23 protein-coding genes and 1 tRNA gene are annotated in these 26,861 nt (G+C 70.8%); 13 read left to right on the top strand and 11 right to left on the bottom strand.

What is annotated here, in order from left to right; all coding sequences use genetic code 11:
* The first annotated feature begins 103 nt into the window (after nucleotides 1-103).
* Nucleotides 104-1,522, top strand: coding sequence for a pyruvate kinase (pyk, locus tag DJ017_RS04335; protein WP_111527561.1), 1,419 nt, complete (start codon nucleotides 104-106; stop codon nucleotides 1,520-1,522).
* On the opposite strand, the gene DJ017_RS04340 is transcribed toward pyk, so the two are convergent.
* Together DJ017_RS04340 and DJ017_RS04345 are read right to left on the bottom strand one after the other, a co-directional pair.
* Complete coding sequence (locus DJ017_RS04340) at nucleotides 1,519-3,681, bottom strand: amylo-alpha-1,6-glucosidase (RefSeq protein ID WP_227000012.1); 2,163 nt, start codon at nucleotides 3,679-3,681, stop codon at nucleotides 1,519-1,521. The genes pyk and DJ017_RS04340 overlap by 4 nt on opposite strands.
* 3 nt (nucleotides 3,682-3,684) lie before the next feature.
* The gene (locus DJ017_RS04345; protein WP_111527563.1) at nucleotides 3,685-4,740 is read right to left on the bottom strand and encodes a glycosyltransferase family 4 protein; all 1,056 of its coding nucleotides are present in this window, start codon (nucleotides 4,738-4,740) and stop codon (nucleotides 3,685-3,687) included.
* Nucleotides 4,741-4,918: 178 nt separating this feature from the next.
* On the opposite strand from DJ017_RS04345, the gene pgl reads away from it, so the two are divergent.
* Genes pgl through DJ017_RS04370 form a run of 5 tightly spaced genes read left to right on the top strand, consistent with a single transcriptional unit; the run spans nucleotide 4,919 to nucleotide 9,328 of the window.
* The gene (gene pgl, locus DJ017_RS04350; RefSeq protein ID WP_111527564.1) at nucleotides 4,919-5,596 is read left to right on the top strand and encodes a 6-phosphogluconolactonase; all 678 of its coding nucleotides are present in this window, start codon (nucleotides 4,919-4,921) and stop codon (nucleotides 5,594-5,596) included.
* A 20-nt stretch (nucleotides 5,597-5,616) separates the two neighbouring features.
* Nucleotides 5,617-7,428, top strand: coding sequence for a phosphogluconate dehydratase (gene edd, locus DJ017_RS04355; RefSeq protein ID WP_111527565.1), 1,812 nt, complete (start codon nucleotides 5,617-5,619; stop codon nucleotides 7,426-7,428).
* Complete coding sequence (glk, locus tag DJ017_RS04360) at nucleotides 7,428-8,399, top strand: glucokinase (protein ID WP_111527566.1); 972 nt, start codon at nucleotides 7,428-7,430, stop codon at nucleotides 8,397-8,399. Before edd ends, glk begins: the two co-directional genes overlap by 1 nt.
* A complete protein-coding gene (eda, locus tag DJ017_RS04365) occupies nucleotides 8,396-9,034 on the top strand; it encodes a bifunctional 4-hydroxy-2-oxoglutarate aldolase/2-dehydro-3-deoxy-phosphogluconate aldolase (protein WP_111527567.1) in 639 nt (212 codons plus the stop codon). Before glk ends, eda begins: the two co-directional genes overlap by 4 nt.
* Nucleotides 9,035-9,067: 33 nt before the next feature.
* The gene (locus tag DJ017_RS04370; protein ID WP_111527568.1) at nucleotides 9,068-9,328 is read left to right on the top strand and encodes a hypothetical protein; all 261 of its coding nucleotides are present in this window, start codon (nucleotides 9,068-9,070) and stop codon (nucleotides 9,326-9,328) included.
* A 32-nt stretch (nucleotides 9,329-9,360) separates the two neighbouring features.
* Here DJ017_RS04370 and DJ017_RS04375 read toward each other — a convergent pair whose 3' ends face one another.
* Together DJ017_RS04375 and DJ017_RS04380 are read right to left on the bottom strand one after the other, a co-directional pair.
* Nucleotides 9,361-10,119 carry an enoyl-CoA hydratase/isomerase family protein gene (locus DJ017_RS04375; protein ID WP_227000013.1) on the bottom strand — a complete coding sequence of 253 codons (759 nt, stop codon included), beginning with the start codon at nucleotides 10,117-10,119 and terminating at the stop codon, nucleotides 9,361-9,363.
* Between the two features lie 38 nt (nucleotides 10,120-10,157).
* Nucleotides 10,158-11,324: an acyl-CoA dehydrogenase family protein gene (locus DJ017_RS04380; protein ID WP_111527570.1), complete on the bottom strand. Its 1,167-nt coding sequence runs from the start codon at nucleotides 11,322-11,324 to the stop codon at nucleotides 10,158-10,160.
* 73 nt (nucleotides 11,325-11,397) lie between these two features.
* Here DJ017_RS04380 and DJ017_RS04385 point away from each other — a divergent pair, with 73 nt between their 5' ends.
* Complete coding sequence (locus DJ017_RS04385; RefSeq protein WP_111527571.1) at nucleotides 11,398-12,618, top strand: CaiB/BaiF CoA transferase family protein; 1,221 nt, start codon at nucleotides 11,398-11,400, stop codon at nucleotides 12,616-12,618.
* Nucleotides 12,619-12,630: 12 nt separating this feature from the next.
* A complete protein-coding gene (locus DJ017_RS04390; protein WP_111527572.1) occupies nucleotides 12,631-13,176 on the top strand; it encodes a P-loop NTPase family protein in 546 nt (181 codons plus the stop codon).
* Here the strand turns inward: DJ017_RS04390 and DJ017_RS04395 are convergent.
* The 3 genes from DJ017_RS04395 to DJ017_RS04405 form a co-directional block, all read right to left on the bottom strand.
* On the bottom strand, nucleotides 13,163-13,579 hold the full coding sequence (locus tag DJ017_RS04395; RefSeq protein ID WP_111527573.1) for a Zn-ribbon domain-containing OB-fold protein: 417 nt from the start codon (nucleotides 13,577-13,579) through the stop codon (nucleotides 13,163-13,165). The genes DJ017_RS04390 and DJ017_RS04395 overlap by 14 nt on opposite strands.
* Nucleotides 13,580-13,584: 5 nt before the next feature.
* Complete coding sequence (locus tag DJ017_RS04400; RefSeq protein ID WP_111527574.1) at nucleotides 13,585-14,784, bottom strand: thiolase domain-containing protein; 1,200 nt, start codon at nucleotides 14,782-14,784, stop codon at nucleotides 13,585-13,587.
* A gap of 90 nt (nucleotides 14,785-14,874) precedes the next feature.
* On the bottom strand, nucleotides 14,875-16,350 hold the full coding sequence (locus DJ017_RS04405; RefSeq protein WP_111527575.1) for an AMP-binding protein: 1,476 nt from the start codon (nucleotides 16,348-16,350) through the stop codon (nucleotides 14,875-14,877).
* 228 nt (nucleotides 16,351-16,578) lie between these two features.
* Here DJ017_RS04405 and DJ017_RS04410 point away from each other — a divergent pair, with 228 nt between their 5' ends.
* Nucleotides 16,579-18,126, top strand: a complete 1,548-nt coding sequence (locus tag DJ017_RS04410) for a class I adenylate-forming enzyme family protein (protein WP_111527576.1) — start codon at nucleotides 16,579-16,581, stop codon at nucleotides 18,124-18,126.
* On the opposite strand, the gene DJ017_RS04415 is transcribed toward DJ017_RS04410, so the two are convergent.
* Complete coding sequence (locus tag DJ017_RS04415) at nucleotides 18,123-19,376, bottom strand: hypothetical protein (RefSeq protein ID WP_111527577.1); 1,254 nt, start codon at nucleotides 19,374-19,376, stop codon at nucleotides 18,123-18,125. The genes DJ017_RS04410 and DJ017_RS04415 overlap by 4 nt on opposite strands.
* A gap of 188 nt (nucleotides 19,377-19,564) precedes the next feature.
* Between DJ017_RS04415 and DJ017_RS04420 the strand changes: the two genes are divergently transcribed.
* The 4 genes from DJ017_RS04420 to DJ017_RS04435 all read left to right on the top strand — a co-directional run bounded on the left by DJ017_RS04420 (nucleotide 19,565) and on the right by DJ017_RS04435 (nucleotide 22,896).
* A complete protein-coding gene (locus DJ017_RS04420) occupies nucleotides 19,565-20,107 on the top strand; it encodes a hypothetical protein (protein ID WP_133255383.1) in 543 nt (180 codons plus the stop codon).
* Nucleotides 20,108-20,125: 18 nt separating this feature from the next.
* Nucleotides 20,126-22,177 (top strand): TonB-dependent receptor, encoded by a 2,052-nt coding sequence (locus DJ017_RS04425; protein WP_227000014.1) that lies wholly within the window; start codon nucleotides 20,126-20,128, stop codon nucleotides 22,175-22,177.
* A gap of 84 nt (nucleotides 22,178-22,261) precedes the next feature.
* On the top strand, nucleotides 22,262-22,684 hold the full coding sequence (locus DJ017_RS04430; RefSeq protein WP_227000015.1) for a PaaI family thioesterase: 423 nt from the start codon (nucleotides 22,262-22,264) through the stop codon (nucleotides 22,682-22,684).
* A 122-nt stretch (nucleotides 22,685-22,806) separates the two neighbouring features.
* Nucleotides 22,807-22,896 (top strand) — tRNA-Ser (locus DJ017_RS04435).
* Between the two features lie 15 nt (nucleotides 22,897-22,911).
* Here DJ017_RS04435 and DJ017_RS04440 read toward each other — a convergent pair.
* From DJ017_RS04440 to DJ017_RS04450, 3 genes are all read right to left on the bottom strand, one after another.
* On the bottom strand, nucleotides 22,912-24,240 hold the full coding sequence (locus DJ017_RS04440; protein WP_227000016.1) for a chloride channel protein: 1,329 nt from the start codon (nucleotides 24,238-24,240) through the stop codon (nucleotides 22,912-22,914).
* A gap of 64 nt (nucleotides 24,241-24,304) precedes the next feature.
* Complete coding sequence (locus DJ017_RS04445) at nucleotides 24,305-25,396, bottom strand: phosphotransferase (RefSeq protein ID WP_111527579.1); 1,092 nt, start codon at nucleotides 25,394-25,396, stop codon at nucleotides 24,305-24,307.
* A gap of 100 nt (nucleotides 25,397-25,496) precedes the next feature.
* The gene (locus DJ017_RS04450; protein WP_111527580.1) at nucleotides 25,497-26,771 is read right to left on the bottom strand and encodes a cytochrome P450; all 1,275 of its coding nucleotides are present in this window, start codon (nucleotides 26,769-26,771) and stop codon (nucleotides 25,497-25,499) included.
* Nucleotides 26,772-26,861 lie beyond the last annotated feature (90 nt).

Raw genomic sequence — 26,861 nt, forward strand, 5'->3', positions numbered from 1 at the left:
CGCGTCCTCGCTTAACGCGCACCGAAAAACATTGGCTCCGGAAGCCTCGCCGGACGCGCATAAGTTGCCCGGCGCACAACGTTCCCTTACATCCCGACGCCGGATGATCCGCGCGCGCAGAGCCCGAATCGTGGCGACCCTCGGTCCCGCCAGTCGCGACCCGGCGCGGGTGCGCGAACTCGCGACCGCCGGCGCCGATGTCTTCCGCATCAACTTCAGTCACGGCAGCCAGGCCGACCATGCGCGAACCATCCGCGCGGTCCGCCAGGCCGAGGCCGCCGTCGGCCGCCCGCTGGGGGTGCTGGCCGACCTTCAGGGGCCGAAGATCCGCCTCGGCGAGTTCGCCGACGGGGTGGCGCGGATCAAGCCCGGCCAGGACTTCCGCCTCGACATGAGCCGCACGCCGGGCGACGCCGCCCGGGTCGGCGTGCCCCATCCGGAGGTGTTCGCCGCCCTGCGCACCGGCGCCCATGTGCTGCTCGACGACGGCAAGGTGCGCCTGCGGGTGGTGGGCCACGGGGCTGACTTCGCCGAGACCGTGGTCGAGGCCGGGGACCAGCTCTCCGACCACAAGGGGCTGAACCTCCCGAACCTGTCGATCCCGATCCCGGCCCTGACCGAGAAGGACCGCGAGGACCTCGCCTTCGCCCTCAACGAGGGCGTCGACTGGGTGGCCCTGTCCTTCGTCCAGCGCGCCTCGGACATGGCCGAGCTGCGCAGCCTGGTGAAGGGCCGCGCCAACGTGCTGGCCAAGATCGAGAAGCCCGCCGCCCTCGAGGCGCTCGACGAGATCCTCGACCTCTGCCAGGCGATCATGGTCGCCCGGGGCGACCTCGGCGTGGAGCTGGCGCCGGAAGAGGTGCCGGTGTTCCAGAAGAAGCTGGTGCGCGCGGCGCGCCTGCGCGGCCTGCCGGTGATCGTCGCCACCCAGATGCTGGAGAGCATGACCCACTCTCCGACCCCGACCCGGGCCGAGGCCTCGGACGTGGCCGGCGCGGTGTACGAGGGCGCCGACGCGCTGATGCTCTCGGCCGAAACGGCGGCCGGCGACTATCCGCTGGAAGCGGTCACCATGATGGACCGCATCATCACCCGGGTGGAGCAGGACCCGCGCTGGCCCGAGCTGATGCGCGCCGAGTACCCGGTCGAGGACGCCGACGCCGACGCCTTGGTGGCCGCCGCCCGACGGGCTTCGGAAAGCTCGTCCACCGCCTGCATCGTGGCCTTCACGACGACCGGCCAGACGGCGCTGCGGCTGGCGCGGGAGCGGCCGCTGCAGCCGACCCTGGCGCTGACTCCCAACCTCGACACCGCGCGCCGCCTGGCCCTGGCCTGGGGCGTCGAGCCGCGGGTGGTGCCCGAGCCGACCGATCCCGAGCATCTCACCGAGGCCGCCCTCGAGCAGGCGGTGAAGACCGGCCTCGGCCCGCCCGGCCAGCGGGTGCTGATCCTCGCCGGCCTGCCGATCGGCTCGCCGGGCGCGGCCAATATCCTGCGGCTCGCCCATACGCCGCGGCGCTAGCCGAGCTTCACGCGGCGGTCCTGGCCGCGCAGGACGATCCGCTCGCCCTGCCGCTCGAAATGCAGGTCGAGGCTGGCCTCGCCGACGCCGAGCTGGAGGATGCTGAAGTGGTCGAGGCCGACCGGCAGGTGCGGGTCCTTGACCTCGATGAGGCCGGCCTCGCCGTCGACCCGGACGCCCAGGCACGCCTGCAGCATCATGAACACCGCGCCGGCGGCCCAGGCCTGCGGCAGGCAGGCCACCGGATAGGCCACCGGCGGCTCGCCGGGACAGCGCGGGAAGCCGCAGAACAGTTCGGGCAGGCGCATCTCGAACTGAGCCGCGCTCTCGAACATGCCGGCGGTGATGTGCGCCACCCCCCTACGCTCGCCGTAGCGGGCCATGCCCATGGCGCAGATGGCGGTGTCGTGCGGCCAGATCGAGCCGTTGTGGTAGCTCATCGGATTGTAGCGGGCCTCGCCCACGGCCAGGGTCCGGAGCCCCCAGCCCGACGCGAAGTCCGGCCCCGTGAGGGTCTTGATCACCCGGGCGGCGCGCTCGGCCGACGGTAGGCCTGAGAACAGCAGGTGGCCCATGTTCGAGGCCCGCACGCGGGCCAGCTTGCCGTCACCGTCGACCGCCAGGCCGTAGGCGCCTTCCGCCTCCATCCAGTAGAGCTCCTCGACCCGGGCGCGGATGGTTTCGGCGCGCCCGGTCCAGCGCGTGGCGTCCTCGAGGTCGCCGCGCTGGCGGGCGAGCTTGGCCATCGCCTCGAAGGCGGCGAAGGCGTAGCCCTGCACCTCGACCAGCGCGATCGGCGGCGGCGGGAAGCGGCCGTCGGCGTGGAAGATGGAATCGCCGGAATCCTTCCAGCCCTGGTTGGTGAGCCCCTTCTCGGAGGACTTGGCGTAGGCCAGCAGGCCGAACGGGTTGTCGTCGATCCGGCGCTCCACCCAGGCGATGGCCCGCTCGAGCTGGGGCCAAAGCTGGTCGACCAGCTCGCGGCTGCCGGTCCGCTCGGCATAGGCGCCGGCCAGCGCCACGAACAGCGGCGTCGTGTCGACCCCGCCGTAGTAGCGGCCGAAGGGCACCTCGCCGAGGGCGGCCATCTCGCCGCGGCGGGTCTCGTGCATGATCTTGCCCGGCTCGGAGTCACGGAAGGCCGAGACCTCCTCCGCCTGCTGCATCGCCAGGTAGGTGAGCACGCCCTTGGCCAGGCTCGGATCGAACCACAGGATCTGCCAGGCGGTGATGATGGCGTCGCGGCCGAAGGCGGTCGAGAACCAGGGGATGCCGGCATAGGGGTAGGGCCCGGTCTGCAGCGGCGTGGTGAGCAGCGCCAGGTCGGCCCGGCTCTTCTCCACCCAAGCGTTGAACAGTCCGCCGGTGGTGCGCAGCCGCCCGCCGCGGCGGCGGCGGGCGCGCATGGCGAAGCGGGCGCGGGCGGCGGCGGCGCGGAACCGCTCGCGGCTGGGGACGCAGCCGCCGTGGGCGCCGATCTCCACGTGCAGCTCCACCCGGCCGTCGGGCTGCAGGGCGTAGAGGAACTCCGCGTGGTCGGCCGTGAGCCGGCTGGGCGGATCGGAGAAGACGATGGTCGAGGAGCGCTCCACCCGGTCGAGCCCCTCGTAGCGGAAGCGCACGAAGCGCTCGTCGACCTCCACCGGACGGCGGACGCCGCGCCGCGGCCTGACCGCTCCACGCACCTCGAACATGTCGCGGAAGTCGGCGTCGAACTCGAAGGCCAGGGGCAGCATGACCACGGCATGCGAGTAGTTGACGATGGTGATCCGCTCGAAGAGCCGCTCTTCCCACAGCAGCCGCTTGCGCTCGACGTGCAGCACTCCGGGCGGGCCGACCGGACCGCCGGGGGTGACCAGGGCGCCGTTCACCAGGTGCGAGGTGAAGAAGACGTTGTCCTGGCTGACCGCGCCGCACAGCAGGGTCGGCGAGTGGGCGCCCAGCCGCAGGCGCCAGCGCGACAGGATGCGGGTGTCGTCGTGGAACAGCCCGTCGGCCAGCCCCAGGATGTCGCCCATGCTGTCGGCCACCACGAAGGTGTCGTGGTCCTTCAGGGCGTGGAGGCGGGCGGGGACCCGCGGTTCCTCCATCTGCCCCCATTCCACCCGCGCGTCCTGGCCGGGCGCGAGATCGAGATCGTCCATCGCGGCGTCAGCCACGGCTCAGGCCAGCGCGCCGAGGGCGCCGGCGGCGCCCCGCGCGAGGCGCGCGTAGAGGGCGAGATAGCGCCGCGCCATGGCCTGGCCGGAGAAGCGCTCCTCGAACCGCCGCCGGATCGCCGCCCGGTCGAGCGTCGGCAGGCGGGCCACGGCGGCGCAGGCCTCGTCCTCGTCGCGGACGATGAAGCCGGTCAGTCCGTCCTCCACCACCTCGCGCACCGAGCCGCAGTCGTAGGCGATCACCGGCGTCCCGCAGGCCATGGCCTCGATCATCACCAGGCCGAACGGCTCGGGCCAGTCGATGGGGAACAGGAGGGCCTCGGCCCCGCCCAGGAAGCCCGACTTCCCCGCGTCGCCGATCTCGCCGACGAAGGCGACCAGGGGATGGTGCAGCAAGGGCTCGATCTTGTCGTCGAAATAGGCCCGGTCGGCGCGGTCCACCTTGGCGGCGATGCGCAGCGGCCGGCCGAGCCGCGTGGCGATGGCGATCGCCCGGTCCGGCCGCTTCTCGGGCGAGATACGGCCGAGAAAGGCGAGATAGCCCCGGTGGCCGGCCGACGGGCGGTAGAGGTCGGCGTGAAGCCCGTGGTGGACCGTCGCCGCCCAGTTGGCGAAGGGCAGGGGCTTTCGCTGGTCGTCGCTGATCGAGACCAGCGGAAACTGCCGCCAGCGGCGATAGACCCCCGCCAGGTCCTTCATGTCGAGCCGGCCGTGCAGGGTGGTGACGGTGTGGTGCGCCAGGTCCTCGAAGAACGGGAAATGGACCATGTCGGTGTGGAAGTGCAGCACGTCGAACTCGTGGGCCCGCCGGCGGACCTCCGCGAGCTGGCTCATGTGGGCGGCGAGGTCGGACTTCAGGGCCGTGGGGTCGAGGCGGATGGCCTGGTCGCGGACCGGCGCCAGCCGGGCGCGGGTCCTGGCCTCGGCGCTGGCGAACAGGGTGACGTCGTGGCCGAGCTCGGCGAGGGCGTCGCACAGGTGAGCGACGACGCGCTCGGTGCCGCCGTAGAGCCGTGGGGGCACGGCTTCGTACAGGGGGGAGATCTGTGCGATCCTCATATGCGAACCCGCTAGCCGCCGGGAACGCCGCCTCAGCGGCGCCGGTTGTCGGTGGGCCTCGACCTGGACGCCTGCAAAACCTGCGCGCCCTTTGGGCCCGGGTCAATGCCGGGCGGGATGTCCGGAAGACGGCCCGGCGAAGCTTCCGCGAGGCGCGGAAGGCGTTATGGGAAGTGGGATGATCGAGACGTTCGCCACCGGCTCCGCGCTTGCCGAGGCCGCCGCCTACGGCCTCGCCCGGGCGCTGGCCGACGGGCTGAAGACCCGCGGCCGCGCGTGCCTGGTGGCCACTGGCGGCCGCTCCCCGGGCCCGGTGTACGAGCGGCTGCGCGTCACGCCGGGCCTCGACTGGGCGCGGGTGGTGGTGACGCTCTCCGACGAACGCTGCGTGGCCGCCGAGGCGCCCGAGGCCAACGCCCGGCTGGTGCGCGAACGCCTGCTGGCGGAGGCGGCGGCCAAGGCCCACTTCGTGCCGCTCTGGCCAAAGCCGGAGCCGGCCGTCGTCGAGGGGCTCCTGCCGTTCGACGCGGTCATGCTGGGCATGGGCGAGGACGGCCACATTGCGTCCCTCCTGCCCGGCGACCCGGCGCTGCCTCGCCATCTCGATCCGGCCGGCGCGGCGCTCGTCGTGGACGTGCCGCCGGGGCTCGGCGCGCCGCCGCTGGCGCGCGTTTCGCTGACGCTGCGGGCTCTGCTGGCGTCGCGCGCCATCTTCCTCTTGATCGCCGGCGAGGCTAAGCGCGAGGTGGCGGCGCGCGCCCTGGCCGGCGAGGACCTGCCCGTGCGGGCGATCCTCGACCAGTCCGAGGTCCCCGTCAGGGTGCTCTGGAGCCCGTCACCCAAGGGTCCGTCCTGAGAGAGCTGAGGAGGCGAGCCATGCATCCCGTCACGGCCGAGGTCACCGAGCGCATCGTCGAGCGCAGCCGCGAGAGCCGGGCCGACTACTTGGAGCGCATGGCCGCCGCCCGCGCCGCGGGTCCGGGGCGCGGCAAGCTCTCCTGCGCGAACTTCGCCCACGCCTTCGCCGCCTCGCCCGAGGGCGACAAGCAGCGAATGCGCGACCCGTCGGCCCCCAACGTGGCCATCGTCTCCGCCTACAACGACATGCTCTCGGCCCACCAGCCGCTGGAGCGCTTCCCGCCGATCATCAAGTCGGCGGCCCGCGCGATCGGCGCCACGGCCCAGTACGCCGGCGGCGTGCCCGCCATGTGCGACGGCGTCACCCAGGGCCGGCCGGGCATGGAGCTGTCGCTGTTCAGCCGCGACGTGATCGCCATGTCGACGGCGGTGGCCCTGACGCACGACGCCTTCGATGCGGCCCTGATGCTCGGCATCTGCGACAAGATCGTGCCGGGCCTGTTCATCGGGGCGGCGGCCTTCGGCCACCTGCCGGTGATCTTCGTGCCCGGCGGGCCGATGAGCTCGGGCGTCTCCAACGCGGAGAAGGCCCGCGTCCGCGCGCTCTACGCCGAGGGCAAGGCGACCCGCGAGGAGCTGCTCACCTCGGAGATGAAGTCCTATCACGGGCCGGGCACCTGCACCTTCTACGGCACCGCCAACTCCAACCAGATGATGATGGAGATGACCGGGCTGCACCTGCCCGGCTCGGCCTTCGTCAGCCCTAACACCCCGCTGCGCGACGCCCTGGTGGCCGCGGCGCCCAAGCGGGCCGTGGCGATCCGCGACGGGACCAACGACTACACGCCGTTCTCGGCCGTGGTGGACGAGAAGAGCATCGTCAACGCCGTCGCCGGGCTCCTGGCCACCGGCGGCTCGACCAACCACACCCTGCACCTGATCGCCATGGCCCGGGCGGCCGGCGTGCGCCTGACCTGGGAGGACTTCGACGACCTCTCCCGCGTCACCCCGCTGATCGCGCGGGTCTACCCGAACGGCTCGGAGGACGTGAACGCCTTCCACGCGGCCGGCGGCATGGCCTTCGTCACCCGCCAGCTCCTCGACGCCGGCCTCGCCCACGAGGACGTGATGACCGTCGCCGGGCCGGGGCTGCGGCGCTACCAGACCGAGCCGTTCCTCGACGGCGGCGAGCTCGTCTGGCGCGAGGGAACCGCGGCGTCCTTGGACCGCGACATCCTGCGGCCGGCCGACGATCCCTTCCAGTCCGAGGGCGGCATCCGCCTGCTGACCGGCGGCCTCGGCCGCGCCGTGATCAAGACTTCGGCGGTGAAGCCGGAGCATCTTGTGCTAGAGGCCCCGGCTTTGGTGTTCGAAGACCAGGAGGCGCTCTTGGCGGCGCACAAGCGTGGCGAGCTCAATCGCGATTTCGTGGCGGTGGTCCGCTTCCAGGGACCGCGGGCCAACGGCATGCCCGAGCTCCACTCCCTGACGCCGGCCCTCGGGGTCCAGCTCGACAAGGGCTTCAAGGTGGCCCTGGTCACCGACGGGCGCATGTCCGGCGCCTCCGGCAAGGTGCCGGCGGCGATCCATGTCACGCCCGAGGCGGAGGAGGGCGGCCCGCTCGCCTACGTCCGCGACGGCGACATCATCCGCCTCGACGCCCACGCCGGGGTCCTCGAGATCAAGGTGGCGCGCGAGGAGCTGATGGCCCGCATCCCGGCGCGCGCGCCGGCGGCCGGCTTCGGCTACGGCCGCGACCTGTTCGGCTGGATGCGCAAGGCCGCCGGCCGCGCCGACGACGGCGCCTGCACCCTCTTCGAGGCCGCCTGATGAAAGCCCAGTACCTCGGCCTCGTCGGCGACGTCGGCGGCACCAACGCCCGCTTCGCCCTGGTGGACACCGATCGGCGCGTCCGCAACCTGCACGTCTACCAGGCGGCCAACTACGCCTCGCTCACCGACGTCATCGACGACTATCTGGAGCGGACCATGGGCAAGCGCCGCCCGCCGCGCGCGGTGATCGCCGTGGCCGGGCCGGTGACCGACGGCGAGATCACCTTCACCAACCTGCACTGGCAGGTCTCGGAGGGCGATCTCCTCGCCCACTTCGAGTTCGAGGCGGTGAAGCTGCTCAACGACTTCGCCGCCCAGGCCCTGGCCTGCCCGCGGCTCGATCCCGAGGACCTGAAGCCCATCGGCCCGGCGATCCGCGGCGGCGGCCACGACTGCCCGATCGTGGTGCTGGGCGCCGGCACCGGCTTCGGCGTCGCGGGCCTGGCCCGCGGGCCGCTCGGCGACCTCGCTATCGCCACCGAGGGCGGCCACGCCGGCTTCGCCCCGACCGACGAGGTGGAGGTGGAGATCTGGAAGCGGCTGCAGGCCAAGTACGGCCGCGTCTCCATCGAGCGGCTGCTCTCCGGCCAGGGCCTGTTCGACATCTACCGGTGCCTCTGCGAACTGGGGAACACCGACGGCGCCTGCGCCAACGAGAAGGCGGTCATGGAGGCCGGAGCCGCCGGCGACGCCGCCGCCGGCGCGGCGCTCGACCGCTTCTGCGCCATCCTCGGTTCGGTGGCGGGGGACCTGGCCCTGAGCTTCGGCGCCCGCGGCGGGGCCTTCATCTCCGGCGGCATCGCCCCGCGCATGGCCGACCGGCTGGCGGCCAGCCAGTTCCGCGCCCGCTTCGAGGCCAAGGGCCGCCTCAGCCATTTCGTGCAGGAGATCCCGACGGCTCTTGTGCTGCACCCCTATCCGGCGATCCTGGGGTCGGCCCGCGAACTGGAGCAGATGGAGCGGCTATGACGCTCGACGAGATCCTCGCCGCCGCCCCGGTCATCCCGGTCCTGGTGATCGAGGATGTCGCCCACGCCGTGCCGCTCGGCCGGGCCCTGGTCGCCGGCGGCCTGCCCGTGCTCGAGGTGACCTTCAGGACGCCCGTCGCCTCGGCCTGCATCGAGGCGATGATCGCCGAGGTGGAGGGCGCGATCGTCGGCGCCGGCACGGTGCTCGACGGCGCCATGCGCCAGGCGGCCGCCGACCTCGGCTGCGAATTCTGCGTCTCGCCGGGCCTGATCGAGGGTGAGCGCGTCGAAGGCCCCGTGCCGCTGCTGCCCGGCGTCGCCACCGCCACCGAGCTGATGGCCGGCCTCGCCGCCGGCTTCGAGCGCTTCAAGCTGTTCCCGGCCAATGTCGCCGGCGGGCCCGCGGCCCTCAAGGCGTTCCACAGCCCGTTTCCGCAGGCGCGGTTCTGCCCCACCGGCGGGGTCAGCGCGGCCAATGCGGCCGAGTACCTGGCGCTCTCCAACGTGATCTGCGTCGGCGGCAGCTGGGTCGCCCCGCCGGAGGCGGTGCGAGCCGGTGACTGGGACCGCATCACCCGCCTCGCCCGCGAAGCCGCGGCCCTCGCCCAGCGGCCGGCCGGGCCGACCGAGGGCTAGGACAAGCCCGGCCATGACGGTCTATGAAACCGCATGGCTGAACACACTCCCGAACAGCTCCGCTGGCTCGTCACCGCCCGGGCGCGGCCGGGTGATCCTGGCGCGGCGACGGTCAGCGTCCTCGCCCGCAACGCCATGGTTCCCGAGCTGGCCTTCGACATGATGGTCGACTGGCATCCGGGCGCGGAGGCGGCGGACGTGGAGGGCCGGGCCCTCGTCATCCTCTCCCTGCTCTTCAAGGAGCTCGCCGCCGAGTGCGAACGCGCCGCCGGCCAGCGCTTCGAGCGCGGGTGAACAAATCCTCCCCCTGTGGGGGAGCATCTCCCTCATCGTCCCTTGAAGTTGCCCGGGCGGCGCTCGTTCACCGAGCGGATGCCTTCCTGGAAATCCTCGGTGGCGCGCAGCACGCTTTGCTCACGGTGCTCGATGTCGGTCTGGGCCTTGATGGCCGCCGCGAGCGAGCCGCGCAGGGTCTTGCGGGTGGAGACCACGGCCAGGGGGGCGTTCTCGGCGATCTCCCTGGCGAGCGCGAGGGCCGCGCCGCGCAGGGCGTCCGCCTCGACCATGTCGTCGGCCAGGCCCCAGGCCAGCGCCTCCTCGCCCTTGATCCGGCGGCCGGTCAGCATCATCAGCGCCGCCTTCTGCTCGCCGACGATGCGCGGCAGGGCCAGGCTGATGCCGAAGCCGGGGTGGAAGCCGAGCTTGACGAAGTTGGCCGCGAAGCGCGCCTCGGGCGAGACCACGCGGAAGTCGGCGACCAGCGCCAGGCCGAGGCCCGCGCCCACCGCCGCGCCCTGCACGGCGGCGACGATCGGCTTCTCGATCGAATAGAGCCGCACGGCGTGGACGTAGAGCGCGTTGACGCCCTCCATGCCGGCAGCCACCCGGTCGTCGGAGGCCTGGAAGTCGGCGCCGGCGCAGAAGCTCTTGCCGTCGGCCTGCAGCACGATGGCGCGGACGTTGTCGTCGGCGTCGGCGGCTTCGCAGGCGTCGGCGAGGTCCTTCATGAACTCCACCGAGACGAAGTTGTGCGGCGGCCGGTTGATGGTCACCACGGCCACATGGCCGTCGAGGGCCGCCGTCACATGATCTCCGAAGCCTGATTTCATCGTCTCGTTCCGCCTTACTTTCGGGTTCCCAGGAGGTTGCGGGCCACGACCCACTTATGGATCTCGGTCGGGCCGTCGTAGATGCGCATGGTCCGAAGCTTCGCCTGCATCAGCGACAGGGGCAGCTCCTTGGTCATGCCCATGGCGCCGAAGGCCTGCATGGCCCGGTCCACGGTCTCATACGCCATTTCGGTGGCGAACCACTTGATCATCGAGATCTCGTTGCGGACGTCCATGCCGCGGTCGAGCTTCCAGGCGCAGTGGTAGGTCATCAGGCGCGTGGCGTGGATCTTGGTGGCGGCCTCGGCCACCCAGAACTGGATCGCCTGGCGCTCCGACAAAGGCGCGCCGAAGGTCTTCCGCTGGGGCGCGTACTCGATGACCATGTCGAGGGCCCGCTGGGCCATGCCCACCGACCAGGCGGCCATCTGGATGCGCCGGGTGCCGAGCCGGGTCTGCATGGGCGCGAAGCCCGCGCCCTCCTGGCCGAGCAGCTTCCAGCCCTCCACACGGCAGTCCTCCAGCGCCACCTCGTAGGTGTAGGCGCCGCCGATCATCGGGATGCGGCGCAGGACGTTGAAGCCCGGCGTTCCCTTGTCGACGATGAAGGCGGTGATCCCGCCCCGCGCCTTCTTCTCCGGGTCCGTCACCGCCATCAGGATGGTGAAGTCGGCGTCCGCGGCGCGGCTGATCCAAATTTTTCGGCCGTTGATCACCCAGTCGTCGCCGTCGCGCACGGCGCGGGTCGTCATGGCCGCCGGATCGGAGCCGGCGCTGGGCTCGGAGATGCCGATCGCCGAGACGGTCTTGCCCGCCACATAGGGGGCCAGATAGGCCTCGCGCTGGCGCTCGTTGACCGTCGCCATCAGCATCCGCAGGTTCGGGCTGTCCGGCGGGAGGGTGTAGGGCGTGACGCAGCGGCCGAGCTCTTCCTCCACCCCGACCATGGCGGTCATCGGCAGGTCCGAGCCGCCGACGTCCTCGGGAGCGTCGAGGCCGAAGAGGCCGAGCTCGCCGGCCTTCTGATCCAGTCGCCTGTGTTCGGCCTCGCCGATGCCCAGGCCCTTGCCCTCGGCCTCGCGGGCCATGACGCCGGCCTCCAGCGGCATCAGCTCGTCGCGGACGAAGCGCGCGACCAACTCCTTGAGCATCCGGTGCTCGTCAGAGAGCTCGAAGTCCATCGGCCCCTCCCATACGCAGCGTCAGGTTTGTAGGGTGATCTTAGCGGCCCGAACCGAGGAGGGGATAGATCACGTGGCGGAAACAAGAAACCTGGCCAAGGAAGCGACCGGCCCGCTGAAGGGCATCCGCGTCCTCGACCTCACCAGCGTGGTCAATGGCGCCTACGCCACCCAGATCCTTGCCGACCAGGGCGCGGAGGTGATCAAGATCGAGGACCCAGGCTCGGGCCGCGGCGGGGGTGGCGACATCATGCGCTGGGCCGGCCATGTGCCCGACACTGCGCCGCGCGACATGGGCCCGATCTTCCTGACCATCAACCGCAACAAGCGCTCGGTGGTCCTGGACCTGAAGGACGAGAAGGCCAAGCGCGCCCTTCGCCGCCTGATCAAGAGCTGCGACGTCTTCGCCGCCTCGGTGCGCTACGACGGGCTGAAGCGCCTGGGCCTCGCGTACGAGGACGTGGCGGCGATCCGGCCGGACATCGTCTACGTCCACGCCGCGGGCTACGGCTCCGAGGGGCCCTATGCCGGCGAGCCGGCCTATGATGACCTCATCCAGTCGGCCTCCGGGATGGCCGACATCCTGCCGCGCACCGATGGCGATCCCACGCCGCGCCTGGTGCCGACCCTTGCGGCCGATAAGGTCTCCGGCCTCTTCATGGCCCAGGCGGTGACCGCCGCGCTGCTGCACCGCGCCCGCACCGGCGAAGGTCAGTTCGTCGAGGTGCCGATGCTGGAGTGCGTGACCAGCTTCCTGATGGTCGAGCACCTCTACGACCACGTCTTCGAGCCGCCGATCGGCCAGTACGGCTACGTCCGGGTGATCAACCCCAACCGCAAGCCCTTCCCGACGAAGGACGGCTACATCGGCCTCCTGCCCTACACCGACAAGCAGTGGGACCAGTTCTTCGAGGCGGCCGGCTATGGCGATGCGGTGAAGAACGACCCGCGCTTCGCCGACTATGTGACCCGGGCCAAGCACATCCACGAACTCTACGCCCTGGTGGAGAAGGCCGCGGCCACCAAGACCACCCAGGAGTGGCTGGACATCCTGAAGCCGCTGTCCATCCCAGTGGTGAAGACCAACCGGCTGGAGGACGTAGAGGCCGACCCGCACATCGCCGCCGTCGGCCTCTTCGAGCCCTACGAGCACCCGGACCTCGGGACCTACAAGCTGATCCGGCCGCCGGTGAAATTCGCCAAGACCCCGTCTAACATCCGCCGCCATCCGCCCCGCCTCGGCGAGCATACCGCGGAGGTGCTGGCGGAGATCGGCGAGGCCGAGGAGGCCTGAGAGGCGGGGTGAATGCGGGTCGCGGTGGTCGGTACCTCCGGATCAGGGAAGTCGACCTTCGCGCGCGCCCTGGCGGCGCGGATCGGCGCCCCGCACGTGGAGCTCGACGCCATCAACTGGCAGGCGGACTGGCGCGACCTCAACACCCACGACGTCCCCGAATTCCGCCGCCGGGTGGCGGCGGCCGTGGAGGCGCCCGCCTGGGTGAGCGAGGGCAACTATTCGAAGGTCCGCGACCTCGTGCTGGCGCGTGCCACGCACCTCGTTTGGCTCGACTACCCGCGGCTGCTGACCGTTCGCCGCGTGCTCTGGCGTTCGTTCGCACGGGCGATCACCAAGCGCGAGCTCTGGCCCGGCACCGGCAACCGCGAGGAGTTTCGCCGCTGGCTGGACAAGGAGCACCCCATCCGCTGGGCCTGGGACACCTACGACGAGCGGCGGGCGGCCTACGCCGTCCTGTTCGAGGCGCCCGAAGCCGCGCACCTTTCCAAGCACCGGCTGCGCCGCCCCCAGGAGGCGCAACCGCTGCTGGAACGACTGGCCGCTAGACCGGCGTGAACACCGGCACGGGCGGGCCGTTCTCGGTGGGCTGGAACTTCACCTTTACCCGCATGCCGATCTTCAGCCCGTCGGGGGCCACGTCGACGAAGTTGGTCATCACCGCCGGGCCTTCGTCGAGGGTCACATAACCCAGGGCGTAGGGGCCGGTCGGCGAGCGGTGCATGACCGAGTAGGTGTAGATCACGCCCTCGCCGGGGCTCTCCTGCCAGACGGTGTCGTCGGAGCCGCAGAGCGGACAGATCGTGCGCGGGTACCAGTGGGCCTTGCCGCAGGCGTTGCAGCGCTTGATCAGGAAGCGGCCTTCGGCGGCTGCGTCCCAGAAGGGCTTGGACTCGACGGTGACGGCCGGGGCCGGGATCGGCCGGGTCATCAGGGCGGGCTTTTCTTGGGTCTCGGACATGGCGCTTAGGCCTCCCGCTCGAGGATGACGGTGCCGGAGCCATGGCGCACGCCGAGCGAGCCGCCGGTGCCGTGGGCTATGGCGAGGTCGCAGTTCTGCACCTGCACCTTCGGATGAGCTTCGCCGCGCAGCTGGCGGACCGCCTCGATCACCTTGGTGATGCCGCCGCGGTTGGTCGGGTGGTTGTTGCAGAGCCCGCCGCCGTCAGTGTTGAACGGCAGCTTGCCGACGCCGGAGATGAGGTTGCCGTCGGCTACGAATTTGCCGCCCTGACCCTTCTCGCAGAAGCCGAGGTCCTCGAGCTGCATCAGCACCGTGATGGTGAAGCTGTCGTAGATCGAGGCGTACTTGATGTCGGCCGGCTTGACGCCAGCTTCCTCGAACGCCCGCGGGCCGGACCACACCGCGCCGGAGTGGGTGAGGTCGAGGTGCTGGCCGCCGAGCGGGCCCTTGGGCGCCTCGCCGGCGCCGATCACCTTCACCTTCGGCCGCTTCAGGCTCCTGGCGATCTCGGGGCTGGTGACGATCAGGGCGCCGCCGCCGTCGGTGACCACGCAGCAGTCCAGCAGGTGCAGCGGGTCGGAGATCATGCGAGAGTTCACTACCTCTTCGACGGTGACCACGTTCTTCAGATAGGCGTGCTCGTTCCACTGGGCGTGGTGGCTGGCCGCCACCTTGATCCAGGCGAGCTGCTCCGAGGTGGTGCCGTATTCGTACATGTGGCGCATGGCGCACATGCCGTAGGTGTTGTGGGTGGTGCCGCCGTAGATGTTCTCGAAACCGGCCTCCGGAGGCCCGTCGGAGAGGCCCTGGGGCGCGCCGCCGCCACCGCCGGCGCGCGAGGCGGGCCGGTTGCCGGTCTGGCGGGGACGCCCGGCCAGGGTGATCAGGGCGACGTTGCACTTGCCGGCCGCGATGGCCTGGGCCGCGTGGCCGACGTGGACGATGTAGGACGAGCCGCCGGTCTCGGTGGAGTCGAGGTGGCGGACGTTCTTCAACCCCATGTAGTCGAGCATGGAGAGCGCCCCGAAACCCGGCGCGTCACCGGCGCAGAAGTAGCCGTCCACGTCGTCCTTGGTGAGCCCCGCGTCCTCGAGCGCGCCCTTGGCGCATTCGGCGTGGAGCTGGGCGGTCGTCTTGTCCGGCGCGTCGCGCGTCGGATGCTCGAACGCGCCCATGATGTAGGCCTTGCCCTTGATGCTCATAATCTCCCCGGAAGTATCGGTCGAAAGAATAGGCGCGCGGCTTAGCGCGGCGCGCGCCGTGCTGTCATCCCCGCACCCAAGGTCAGTCGGTCAGGCCGGCTGCTTCAGCCTGGCGATGCGCTCGTCGCGGAGCGCCGTGCGGCGCACCTTGCCGGCGTCGTCGCGCACCGGCTCGTCGACGAACTCGTAGCTGCGCGGCTGCTTGTAGGTGACCAGCCGCTCGTTGACGTGGGCTCGGAGCGCGGCCTCGTCGACCTTGCCCTTGGCGTTGACGATCGCGTGGATGCGGTTGCCGAGGTCCTCGTCCGGCAGGCCGATGACCGCGCAGGACTCCACCTGCGGATGCTCCTGCAGGGCCGCCTCGATCTCCGCCGGATAGACGTTGGAGCCGCCGACCAGGATCATGTCGGTGCGGCGGTCGGCGAGGTAGAGGTAGCCGTCCTCGTCGAACCAGCCGAGGTCGCCGAGGCTCTCCCAGCCGTCCGGCAGGGTCTTGGCCGTGGCGCCCAGGTACTTGTAGGTCGGCGGCGTGCCGGGGGCGCGGCGCATGTAGATCTCGCCGGTCTGGCCGGCCGGCAGTTCGCGGCCCTCGTCGTCGCAGACCTTCATCTCGCCAAAGGTGACGCGGCCGACCGAGCCCTTGTGGGTCAGCCATTCGGAACCGGAGATGATGGTGATCGCCTGGGCCTCGGTGCCGGCGTAGAGCTCCATCACCACCTCGGGCCCGACCCAGTGGATCCAGGCCTCCTTCAGCCAGGCCGGGCACGGCGCGGCCATGTGCCAGAGGGTCTTCAGGCTGGAGAGGTCGTACTTGGCCTTGGTCTCGTCCGGCAGGTGCCAGATGCGGTTCATCATGGTCGGCACGAGGTAGAGCCAGTTGGCCTTGGTCCGCTCGACTTCGGCGATGGTCGCCTCCGGGTCGAAGCGCGGCATCAGCACCAGGTGGCCGCCCAACTGGGTGGTGCTCATCATCATGCCGAAGGGGGCGTTGTGGTAGAGCGGCGCCGGGATCAGGGCGATGGAGTCGGGCTTCAACTGGAAGCCGCCCTGCTCCGGCGTCTCCTTCGGCGAGACGCCCGGTTGGCCTGACAGGATCAGCTTAGGCCGGCCCGTGGATCCGCCGGACGTCGGCGCCTTCGAGATCGGCGGGATCGCATCCGGCAGATCGCTCTCGTCGTCGCTCATGGCGGCGAGCGCCTCGGCGGTGAGCAGCGGCCGGTCGATCTGGTGCTTGAACTCGCCGATCACCACCGGCGTCTGCGCCAGGTCCATGATCGCCTCGAGCTCGCCCTTTGGCAGACGGAAGGAGATCGGCTGCGGCGTCGCGCCGAGCTTCCAGATGCCGTAGCAGGCTTCCACGAAGCCGACGCTGTTGGGCAGGCCGACGGTCACCAGGTTGCCCTGCTTCACGCCGAGCGAGGCGAGGGCGCGGGCGATGCGATTGGTCCGGGCGTGCAGCTCGGCGTAGGTCCGCGTCGTGCTCCCGCAGGTCACGGCGGGGGCGTTGGGCTGGAAATGGGCGTGCTGCTTGAGCTTGGCGCCGAAAGAGATGAATTCGTCCGACATCTGGTCGTTTCGTCCCGGGCTGGCGGGCCAGCGATTTCCTGGCCGCGCCTTGAAAAATGGCGATCCGCCTTATGGCTGGCGGTGCCTCACTTTCCTCCGGCGAAGGCGGCGATAGCAAGGCTTCTCATGCCGCAAAGCCGCCGCCGGGCTTTGGGGGCTGACGCTGGGGCGCCCTTGGGCTAAGAGGCTTCCGCATACTCAAAACATTTGTTTGAAGGAGGATCGGCCATGTCCGCCGAGGAGCTGCTCGCCCAAGATTTCGGGACCATCGAGGCGGTGATCCGCGAGCAGGCCAAGGAGCTGAAGGACAAGCCGGCCCTGGTCGACGCCAGGCGGGTGATCTCCTACGCCGAGCTCGACGCCCTGATGGACCGCATCGCCACGGCCCTGCAGCGCGACGGCGTGGGCAAGGCCGATGTCGCCGCGATCTGCGCCAGCAGCTCGGTCGAGTATGGCGCGGCCTTCTTCGGCATCCTGCGCGCCTCGGCCACGGTGGCCCCGCTCGCCCCCTCCTCGACGCCCGAGAGCCTGATCGTCCAGCTCAACGACAGCGGCGCGAAGGTCTTCTTCCTCGACGCTCAGCTCGCCGAGCACATGGCCGGGGTGATGGATCAGGTGAAGGCCAAGCGCGTCTCGCTCGACGGCTCGGCCGCCGGCCAGCCGTTCGAGGACTGGCTGGCGCCGGTCGGCGCGAAGCCGCAGCTGCACGAGGTCGACCCCGACCAGGGCTTCAACATCATCTACTCCTCGGGCACCACCGGCGCGCCCAAGGGCATCGTCCAGCCCCACCGCATGCGCTGGGGCCAGATCCGCCGCGGCGTCTATCCCGGCGACTCCGTGACGATGATCTCGACGCCGCTCTATTCGAACACCACGCTGGTCTCGTTCCTGCCGACGATCTCCAACGGCGGCACCGCGGTGCTGATGCCGAAGTTCGACGTCCACCAGTTCCTGACCCTGTCGCAGAAGCACCGCGCCACCCACGCCATGCTGGTGCCGGTGCAGTACCGCCGGCTGATGGACCACCCCGAGTTCGACAGCTTCGACCTGTCGTCCTACCGGATGAAGTTCTCCACTTCCGCGCCGTTCTCCGCGGCCCTCAAGCGCCAGGTGCTCGACCGCTGGCCGGGCGGGCTCGTGGAGTACTACGGCATGACCGAGGGCGGCGGCTCCTGCGGCCTGCAGTGCCACGAATTCCCGGACAAGCTGCACACGGTGGGCCGGCCGCTGCCGGGCCACGACATCCGGCTGATCGACGAGGACGGCAAGGAAGTGGCGCAAGGCGAGATCGGCGAGGTGGTCGGCCGCTCGGGCGCGATGATGGTCGGCTACCACAACCAGCCGGGCAAGACCTCCGAGGCCGAGTGGTGGTCGCCCGAGGGCCTGCGCTACATCCGCACCGGCGATGTCGGCCGCTTCGACGAGGACGGCTTCCTGACGCTCATGGACCGCAAGAAGGACATGGTCATCTCGGGGGGATTCAACATCTATCCGAGCGACCTCGAGGCCGAGCTCGCCAAGCATCCGGATGTCGTCGAGAGCGCCGTCGTCGGCGTGCCGTCGGAGAAATGGGGCGAGACGCCGGTGGCCTTCGTGGCGCTGAAGCCCGGCGCCAAGATCAGCGCCGAGGAGCTCAAGGCCTGGCTCAACGAGCGGGTCGGCAAGACCCAGCGTCTGGCCGACCTCAAGCTGGTGCCGACCCTGCCGCGCAGCCACATCGGCAAGATCCTCAAGCGCGAGCTGCGCGACGAATACAAAGGTGTGGCGATCGCCTAACCGGCCGGGAAGGGCAGGGGCGTCTTCGGCGGCGCCCAGATGCGCGGGGCGTCCAGCGGGCTCGCCACCAGCAGCCGTCCGCCGAGGTTGGCGCGCTTCAGGCCCTGCACCTCGTAGAGCCCCTCGAAGGCGTCGGCGCCGTCGGCCGACTTCAGCAGGGCCTTCAGCGTCCCCTTCGAGGTCACCGCCTCGGCGGTCTGCATCAGGCCGGTGTCGCGGGCGCCGGCGACGATGACGATGCGGTTGCCGCCAGGCCCGCGGAAGGCCGCGAAGTAGCCGAGGTCGCGCTGGCTCGATTGGCCCTCGACGGGGCCCCCCTCCTGGCTCTCGTAGCGGCGGCCGGTCTTCAGGTCGACGAGCTCGTCGTAGGTCTCGCCGACCCGGAAGCGGGAGCCGGCGAACACCGGATCGCGCAGCAGCTTCAGCCCGCTCAGATAGCCGACGTAGAGCACGTCGTCGCGCTTCAGCATCTCGGGCGTGAGGTCCGAGGCGGTGATCACCCGCACCTCGTCGTGGCGGCCGGTGCGCGGCGCCAGCACGGGCATCAGCTCGCGCAGCGCCTGGGCCGCGCCGACCGGCAGGTAGGAGAGGTCGAGGTCGCGGTAACGACCCACGAGGTCCGGATGGTCCATCAGCCAGGTGTCGAGGTCGGCGGCGGAGTTGACGCCGTATTCGCGCACCAGACGCCCGGCCCCGGTCGCCTCGTCGAGGTCGCCGAAGATGTAGTAGTCGCCGACCACCACCAGCAGCGGCCGGTCGCGATCTAGGAGCTGAGCCCACGGCGCGGTGCGGCGCAGGCCCTCGTAGCCGTCGCGGTGCGCCGCCCACCAACCGGCCCAGGCGGCGAGGTTGAGCGCGACCAGCACAGCCGCCGCGATGCGCCAGGGCCTGCGGGTCGGCGCCGGCGGCGGCGCGACGGCCTCGGCGACGGCGGCCGCCACGGTCTCCAGCCGGTACTCGCCGCGCGGCACCACGAGGCGCACCTCGTCCTCACGGCCGGGCCCGGCATAGAATTCCTCCAGCTTGCGGCGCAGGCGGTGGACGGCGACCCGCACCGAGGCGTCCTGCGCCCCGTCGAAGCCCGCGTCGCGGCCGAACACGGCGGCCGCCACCTCCAGCTCCTTGGGCTTGCGGCCTTCCGTGGACGCCCCGGCCAGGAAGTCGAATAGCCGGTTCAGCACCTCGGACCGGCCGAGCGCCTGCCGCGCCCGCAGGCGCCCCGCGAGTTCTGCGATGTCCTCGGCGGCCACGCCGCTCCCCCCGCCCGTTCTTTGTGTCTGTAACGTCGCTGTAACGGCGCCTGACACCGTAATTAAGCGGACGGACGCCGGCTTGGCAAAGTAAGGCTGGGTCGCCGCCGCTCGCAGACCGGCGAGTCAAAACGAGGATCCGGGGGGAACAGAACTTGAAGCGCACCGCCACAACCATGCTCGCCTGCTTGAGCGCCGCTGTCCTGATGGCCGCCTGCTCGCAACCGAAGCCCGCGGCCAAGGCCGAGGCCGGCGCCGCCAAGTTCAACACCAGCCTGCCGATGGACGAGTTCATGGGCCACGTGGTCGACCCCGCCTCCTTCCAGTACTGGGAGGGCTCCGGCACGGAGGTCACCGCCAAGGGCGAGAAGGACCTGTCGCCGACCACCGAGGAAGGCTGGACGAAGCTCGAGAACGCGGCGGCCACGCTCATCGAGGCGGGCAACGCCATGCAGTTGCCGGGCCGCGCCCGCGCGCCGGAAGCCGACTGGTACCGCCACAGCCAGGTGCTCATCGAGCGCGCGGTGGCCGCCAAGGCCGCCGCCGAGAAGCACGACAAGGAAGCGGTCTTCAAGGCCGGCGCGGCGCTCTACGAGGAGTGCACCGCCTGCCACGAGCAGTACGTGATCCAGCCGGAGCTGAAGGCCAACGGCCCGGCCAAGGGCGATCCCCTGCCGCCGCTGCCGGCCGACATCCAGGCCAAGGTCGCCGCCAAGGCGGCCGGCAAGTAGCGTCCAGCAAACAGCATCATGTGGACATTCGGGTGGGCGGCCGCCGCGGGGCTCGCGGCCGCCTCGACGTGCGCCCAGGCTTACGCTGCGGAAAGTGGCGGCGGCAGGACCCTGTCCGAGGTGGTGGTCACCGCCTCGACGCAGGACGTCCTCGGCAAGGCCGCCACGGCCTCCGAGGGCGTCATCACCAAGCAGGAGCTGGAGCTGCGGCCCGTCTATCGCGTCGGCCAGCTCCTGGAGACCGTGCCGGGCCTCGTCGTCACCGTCCATTCCGGCGAGGGCAAGGCCAACCAGTACCTGCTGCGCGGCTTCAATCTCGACCACGGCACCGACCTCGCCACCTTCGTCGGCGGCATGCCGGTCAACGCCCGCACCCATGCCCATGGCCAGGGATACACCGACCTCAACTTCCTGATCCCCGAGGCCGCCGCCGGCGTGCGCTTCACCAAGGGGCCCTACTATGCCACCGAGGGCGACTTCTCCTCGGTGGGCGCCAACCACCTTGGCCTCGTGGCCGAGCTGCCGGGCCAGGTGAGCGCCAGCGCCGGCACGGTGGGCGACCAGCGGCTGTTCGCCGGCACGACGCTGGAACTCCGCGGCGGCGACCGGCTCATCCTGGCTGGCGAGGCGGTGCATCTCGACGGCCCGTGGGACCATCCGGACAACCTGCGCAAGACCAACCTCATGCTGCGCTACGTGGGCGAAGCCGGCCTGTCGCTGACCGCCCTCTATTACCGCGGCCTGTGGAACGCCACGACCGACCAGCCGGAGCGGGCCATGCGGCAGGGCCTGATCAGCCGCTTCGGCACGCTCGATCCATCCGACGGCGGCGGCTCGGAGCGCTTCTCCCTCTCCGCCGAATACGCCCGCGATCTCGGGCTGGCCTTCGGCGGCGGCCGGATCGAGGCGAACGCCTACGCGATCCGCAGCCAGCTCACCCTGTTCAACGACTTCACCCATTTCCTCGACGATTCGGCGAACGGCGACCAGCACGGCCAGAACGACCGCCGCACGACGGCCGGCGGCGCGCTCAGCTATGCCGTCCGGACCACGCTCCTCGGCCTGCCGACGGACGCCATCGTCGGCCTCCAGGGGCGCTACGACCGGCTCTATGTGGACGCCCGCCACACCCGCGCCCGGGCGTCGCTGACGACCTTGCTGGCCGACCGCGTGGCGGAGTGGAACCTCTCCGCCTACGGCGAGGCGACGGTCCATTTCGGCCATCACGCCCGCGCGGTCGGCGGCCTACGCGCCGACCACTTCGCGGCCAGCGACACCAACCTGGTGGGCGGGATCTCGGGCGACCAGCAGGCCGGCCTCCTGCAGCCCAAGGGCAGCCTGATCCTCGGCCCCTGGATGCGCACCGAGCTCTATCTGTCGGCCGGCCGTGGCTTTCATTCCAACGACGTGCGGGCGGGGACGCTGAGCGACGTCGGCGTCGTCGCTCGTCCGCCGTTCCTAGTGAAGTCCAAGGGCTACGAGGTCGGCCTGCGGACCAGCGCCGTCCCGCACCTGCAGGCGGCGGTCACTCTGTTCCAGGCCGAGTTCGCCTCGGAGCTGACCTACAACGCCGACGTGGGCCAGACCGAGGCGGGCCGTCCCGGGCGCCGGCGCGGGGTGGAGATCACGGCCCAGTACCGCCCGCGGCCATGGATCGAGCTTTCCGCCAATCTCGCCTTCAGCCGCGCCCGCTACACCGACCCGGACCCGGCCGGCGACCACATCGAGGATGCGCCAGCCTTCGTCGGCTCGGCCGGCGTGCTCGTGGATAACCTCGGGCCCTGGTTCGGCGCGGTGGAACTGCGCGACCTCGGCGCCCACGCCCTCTCCTCCGACGACTTGCACCGCTCGGACGGCTATCGGGAAGTGAACCTCGACCTCGGCTACAAGCTGACGCCAACCCTTCGCGTGCAGCTCGACGTCTTCAACCTCTTCGATTCCCGGCAGAACGCCGCCGACTACGTCTATGTCGACCGCCTGCCGGGCGAGCCGGCGCAGGGCGTCGAGGACCGCCACATCCACCCGCTGGAGCCGCGGTCCGCCCGTCTGGCGGTGACGGCCCGGTTCTGAGCCCGGGTCTGATCCGGTCCTTGCCTTACCCGGCGGCGCCTTCCCACCTCAGGTCAGAAGGGCTCTTCGAGGGGATATCCGCAGATGATGGAAGGCAATGTCGCCGAGGTGTTCGCCGCGCGCCAGGAGGGCATGCTGCCGGGCGAGCTCGGGCTGGAATGGTCGGTGGTCGAGAACGGCCGGGCCGAGGGTCGCTTCAGGGCCACGAAGCGCCACATGGCGCCCAACGGCTTCCTGCACGCCGCCTCGGTGATCGCGCTCGTCGATAGCGCCTGCGGCTACGCCTGCATGGCCTCCGCGCCCGAGGGCGCCAGCGGCTTCACCACCATCGAGCTCAAGGCCAACTATCTCGGCACCGCCAAGGAAGGCGAGGTGGTCGCCTGCCAGGCGCGCCTGGTCCACGGCGGGCGCATGACCCAGGTCTGGGACGCCGAGGCGATCAACGAGACGACGGGCAAGACCATGGCCCTGTTCCGTTGCACCCAGATGATCCTCTATCCGCGCTGATCGGATCGGCCTTGCCGATCCGTGGCCGCGCTAAGCTTCCCGCTTGCAGCGGCGGAGGCTCTTGATTAGGTTCCGCCGCTCACTCGGCAGGCCTCCTCAACAGACGGCCTCGCACCCGGTACGGAGAGGTGGCTGAGTGGTTGAAAGCACCGCACTCGAAATGCGGCATACTCGCAAGGGTATCGAGGGTTCGAATCCCTCCCTCTCCGCCATCCTGCCCTGACGCCTCACCCCTGCGGCTTAGGCCGCCAGCTGCGCGACAGCAGGTGGTAGAGCGGCTCGGGCATGATCCAGCCGGACGCCCAGCGGGCCGTCAGGGCGGCCAGCATCAGGGGGCCGACGAGGCCCGGTTCGCGGGTCATCTCCATGAGGATCACCGCGCTGGTCAGGGGCGCCTGGACGACGCCGGAGAGATAGGCGGACATGCCGAGCACCACCGCGTCGCGCCCGGCGATGGCGAAGCCCGCCCGCGCGAAGGCCGCGCCGATCCCCGCGCCGGTGGCGAGCGAGGGCGAAAAGATCCCGCCCGGCGCGCCGCACACCGCCGCCGCCAGGTTGGCCAGGAACTTCCAGACGGCGAAGGCGAAGCCGCGGCCCGGGTGGTCCTGCAGCAGCGACTTGGCCTCGTCGTAGCCGGCGCCGAAGGTGAGCCCGCCGGAGGCCACGGCGACGACCGCGGCCACCAGCCCGCAGAGACCGGCGAAGACCACCGGATGCGCCTGGCGCCAGCGGGTCACCGGGTTCGGGTCGGGTCCGGTGAAGAAGGCCACGCCACGGGCGAAGAGGCCGCCAGCGAGGCCGCCAACCACGCCGATCAGCGGCGCCAGGAGCCATGATGCGGTGAGGGTCACCTCGCCCGAGCCCAGGCCGAAGTAGGCGTAGTCGCCCTGCACCGCATATGAGGTGAAGCCGGCGACCACGACCACGAGGATGACGGTGGTGTGGGTCCGCTTCTCGAACCCCTTGGCGAGTTCCTCGACGGCGAAGACCACGCCGGCGATCGGTGTGTTGAACGCCGCAGCCACGCCGGCCGCGCCGCCCGCCAGGATCAGGGCCCGCCGCCCCGGCCCGCCCTTCAGGCCGCGGGTCAGCGAGCGCACGATGCCGGCGACCACCTGGACGCTCGGACCCTCGCGGCCGATGGAGGCGCCGCAGACATAGAGCCAGGCGGCGAGGACGACCTTCCAGGCGGCGGTTCGCAGGGTCACCCGCTGTCCGCCCCAGCGCCCGTGCCAACGCGCCTCGGCGGCGGCGATCACCTGGGGGATGCCGCTGCCGGCCGATTCCGGCGCATAGCGGCGCGTCACCCAGGCCGCGAGGGCGAAACCCAGCGGCAGGAGCAGCAGCGTCGGCCACTTGGCGGCCGCGTAGAGGGCGGCGTGGGCCTTCATCGCCCCGTCGCTGAGCCGGGCGAATCCCGCACCCGCCAGGCCGCCCAGCACCGAGACGGCGATGATGATGGCCGTGCGCCGTGCGCGCCGCGCGTGCAGGCGACTGCGGATCAGGCTCGCGCGGCTGAGTCGCGGGAGGCGGCGGCGGACCGAGGGGGAGTGCACAACCGGTGCGATAGGCGCGCCGTACGCAGATGGCAACGCGTGATCGGCAGACCGGCGGTCGCCCTCATGCCTCCCAGAGATCGAAGGTCTGGTGATCCAGGGCCTGGAGGCAGCCGCCGCGGGTCATTTTGAGGAACAGGGCGTCGCCGCGCTCGGTGCGCTCCACGGCCATGGCCGAGAAGACGCCCATCAGCACGCCGTGGAGCGCGAGTTTTTGGTAGTCGGCCCAGCACTGTTCGCGGTCGTAGCCGGTCACGCCCAGGCGCTGCAGCTCGGCGTGGTAGAGCCCGACGAGGTCGCGCTCGTGGACGCGGCGGATCTCCGGGTCGAGGCCGGCGCTCAAGAAGTAGGCGACGTCGGTGACGCCGGGGCCGAGCGCCACGGTCTGCCAGTCGAGCGTGCCCATGCGCCGGGCGCCGCCCTGGACCTCGAAGAGGATGTTGTCGAGGCGGAAGTCGCCGTGCTGGACGGTGAGCGGGAAGGCGTCGCGCGCGGCGTTCATCGCCACCACGGCGGCCGGCAGGCGGTCGACCAGGCCCATGAGCTCCGGCTCCAGCTGGCCGGCGTAGCGGTCCTTGAAGGCGGCCACGACCATGGGCAGGGCGGCCTGGATCTGCGGCGCGGTCGCCTCGGAGAGCCGCATCCACGGCATGGCCTCGAGCGTCGGGTTCCCCCACCACGGGGCGTGCAGGGCGGCGGCCTCGAGGACGGCGGTCTGGGCGTCCTCGGGCGAGCAGCCGGCGAGCTGGTCGCCCGGCCGCGCCGGCCCCAGATCCTCGAAGATCAGAGTGAAATCGGAGGTCGCCGGATCGATGTCGGCGAAGAAGGTGCGCGGCGTGATGATGCCGACGGTGTGGGCGAGCTCGCGATAGAAGGAGACCTCGCGCACATAGAGGCCAAGGCCGGCGCCCGAGGCGCGGCTGGCGGCGTCGGCGGCGGCGAACTTGCCGACCACGCTCTGCGGGGCCTCGGGGCCCGCGCCCTCATAGGCGAGGGTGAAGCGAAAGCTGTCGCCCACCAGGCCGTTGCCCACCGGCTTGCTGTCGAAGCCTGTCACGCGGCCCTCCTGGGAGAGCGCGCCGGACGCCCTGAGGGCGGCCGTCATCCAGGCGGCGTCGATCTGGTCGGCGCTCGCGGCGATCGCCGGAGACGTCATGGTGTTTCCTTCCTCATCGCCCCTCCCGGCCCCCACGCCCAGCCCGGAGCCAGGGGCGGCCGGCGTCGTCTTGATGCGACGCTCGGCCGTTCGATCGTTCTCAGTGCATCTTGAAGCGGACCGGCACCGACTTCGGTCCGCAGACGAAGTTGGCGGCGGTGCGCGTCGGCGTGCCGTCGAGCTCGATGCTCTCCAGGCGCGGCAGCAGCTCTTCCCACAGGATCCGCATCTCCATGCGCGCCAGGTGCTGGCCCAGGCACACGTGGGCGCCGTAGCCGAAGGCCACGTGCTTGTTGGGCGTGCGCTCGATGTCGTAGCGGTACGGGTCGGTGAAGTGCGCCTCGTCGCGGTTGCCCGACGGGTAGCAGAGCATCAGCCAGTCGCCCTTGGCGATCTTCTGGCCGGCCAGCTCGGCGTCGTCGGTGGCGGTGCGCATGAAGTGCTTCACCGGCGTTTCCCAGCGGATGGATTCCTCCACGTGGCCGGGGATCAGGCCCGGGTTCTCCTTCAGCTTCCGGAACTGGTCCTGGTGCTCGCAAAGAGCCCAGAGCGCGCCGGCGGTGGTGTTGGAGGTGGTGTCGTGGCCGGCCGTGGCGGCGATGATGTAGTAGCTCATCGCCTCCAGGTGGCCGAGCGGCTGGCCCTCGATGGCGCCGTTGGCGATGACGCTGGCGAGGTCCTTGCGCGGGTTCTTCCGGCGGTCCTCGGTCATGGCGTTGAAGTAGGTCATGAAGTCCATGACCGTGGCCTGCAGCTGGGCCAGGCCCTGGTCGACGTCCAGGCTCGCCGAGCCGGAGCGGTTCACCTCGGGGTCGGCGCTGCCGAACAGCTCCTGGGTGAGCTTCAGCATCCGCGGCTCGTCCGCCTCCGGCACGCCGAGGATCTCCATGATCACGTGCAGCGGGTAGAGGAAGGAGACGTCGCGGGCGAAGTCGCAGCGCTCGCCGTGCGCGGCCATGCGATCGACGAAGCCGCGGGCGATCTCGCGGATCCGGCCCTCGAGGTCGCGGATGTTCTGCGGCAGGAACCAGGCCTGGGTCAGGCGCCGGTAGGCGAAGTGGTCGGGGTTGTCCATCTGGACCAGCGAGCGGACGAGGTGCGGGCTGCCGCCCATCATGGCGCGGACCTTCTGGTCCGCCTCGATGGTGGTGACGACGGTGGAGCGGTCGCCGTTGTGGAACAGCTCGTTCTGCTTCTCGACGGCCTGGATGTCGTCGAAGCGGGTGACGACCCAGAAGGGATCGAAGCCCTCCGGCTGGGCGACGGCCAGCGGCGCCTCGGCGCGCAGGCGCTTGAAGGCCTCGTCGCTGCGGCTGCGCTCTTGGTAGGCGCGCGGGTCGACGATGGTGTCGGCCAGGTCCTTGGGGATCATCATCCTCGGGTTTCCTTGATCTTCTTGGGTCCGCGTTCGGACCGGCAGAACGTCGCTATCATTAACTTGCTTGTCAGCCAACAAATAAGTTAC

The organism is Phenylobacterium soli, assembly GCF_003254475.1.
Taxonomy (GTDB): Bacteria; Pseudomonadota; Alphaproteobacteria; order Caulobacterales; family Caulobacteraceae; genus Phenylobacterium; species Phenylobacterium soli.

Coding starts and splice junctions, on each gene's coding strand:
- pyk (WP_111527561.1), top strand. CDS start 104: ATGATCCGCGCGCGCAGAGCCCGAATCGTGGCGACCCTCGGTCCCGCC.
- DJ017_RS04345 (WP_111527563.1), bottom strand. CDS start 4,740: ATGAGGATCGCACAGATCTCCCCCCTGTACGAAGCCGTGCCCCCACGG.
- pgl (WP_111527564.1), top strand. CDS start 4,919: ATGATCGAGACGTTCGCCACCGGCTCCGCGCTTGCCGAGGCCGCCGCC.
- edd (WP_111527565.1), top strand. CDS start 5,617: ATGCATCCCGTCACGGCCGAGGTCACCGAGCGCATCGTCGAGCGCAGC.
- glk (WP_111527566.1), top strand. CDS start 7,428: ATGAAAGCCCAGTACCTCGGCCTCGTCGGCGACGTCGGCGGCACCAAC.
- eda (WP_111527567.1), top strand. CDS start 8,396: ATGACGCTCGACGAGATCCTCGCCGCCGCCCCGGTCATCCCGGTCCTG.
- DJ017_RS04370 (WP_111527568.1), top strand. CDS start 9,068: ATGGCTGAACACACTCCCGAACAGCTCCGCTGGCTCGTCACCGCCCGG.
- DJ017_RS04380 (WP_111527570.1), bottom strand. CDS start 11,324: ATGGACTTCGAGCTCTCTGACGAGCACCGGATGCTCAAGGAGTTGGTC.
- DJ017_RS04390 (WP_111527572.1), top strand. CDS start 12,631: ATGCGGGTCGCGGTGGTCGGTACCTCCGGATCAGGGAAGTCGACCTTC.
- DJ017_RS04395 (WP_111527573.1), bottom strand. CDS start 13,579: ATGTCCGAGACCCAAGAAAAGCCCGCCCTGATGACCCGGCCGATCCCG.
- DJ017_RS04400 (WP_111527574.1), bottom strand. CDS start 14,784: ATGAGCATCAAGGGCAAGGCCTACATCATGGGCGCGTTCGAGCATCCG.
- DJ017_RS04405 (WP_111527575.1), bottom strand. CDS start 16,350: ATGTCGGACGAATTCATCTCTTTCGGCGCCAAGCTCAAGCAGCACGCC.
- DJ017_RS04410 (WP_111527576.1), top strand. CDS start 16,579: ATGTCCGCCGAGGAGCTGCTCGCCCAAGATTTCGGGACCATCGAGGCG.
- DJ017_RS04425 (WP_227000014.1), top strand. CDS start 20,126: ATGTGGACATTCGGGTGGGCGGCCGCCGCGGGGCTCGCGGCCGCCTCG.
- DJ017_RS04430 (WP_227000015.1), top strand. CDS start 22,262: ATGATGGAAGGCAATGTCGCCGAGGTGTTCGCCGCGCGCCAGGAGGGC.
- DJ017_RS04445 (WP_111527579.1), bottom strand. CDS start 25,396: ATGACGTCTCCGGCGATCGCCGCGAGCGCCGACCAGATCGACGCCGCC.
- DJ017_RS04450 (WP_111527580.1), bottom strand. CDS start 26,771: ATGATGATCCCCAAGGACCTGGCCGACACCATCGTCGACCCGCGCGCC.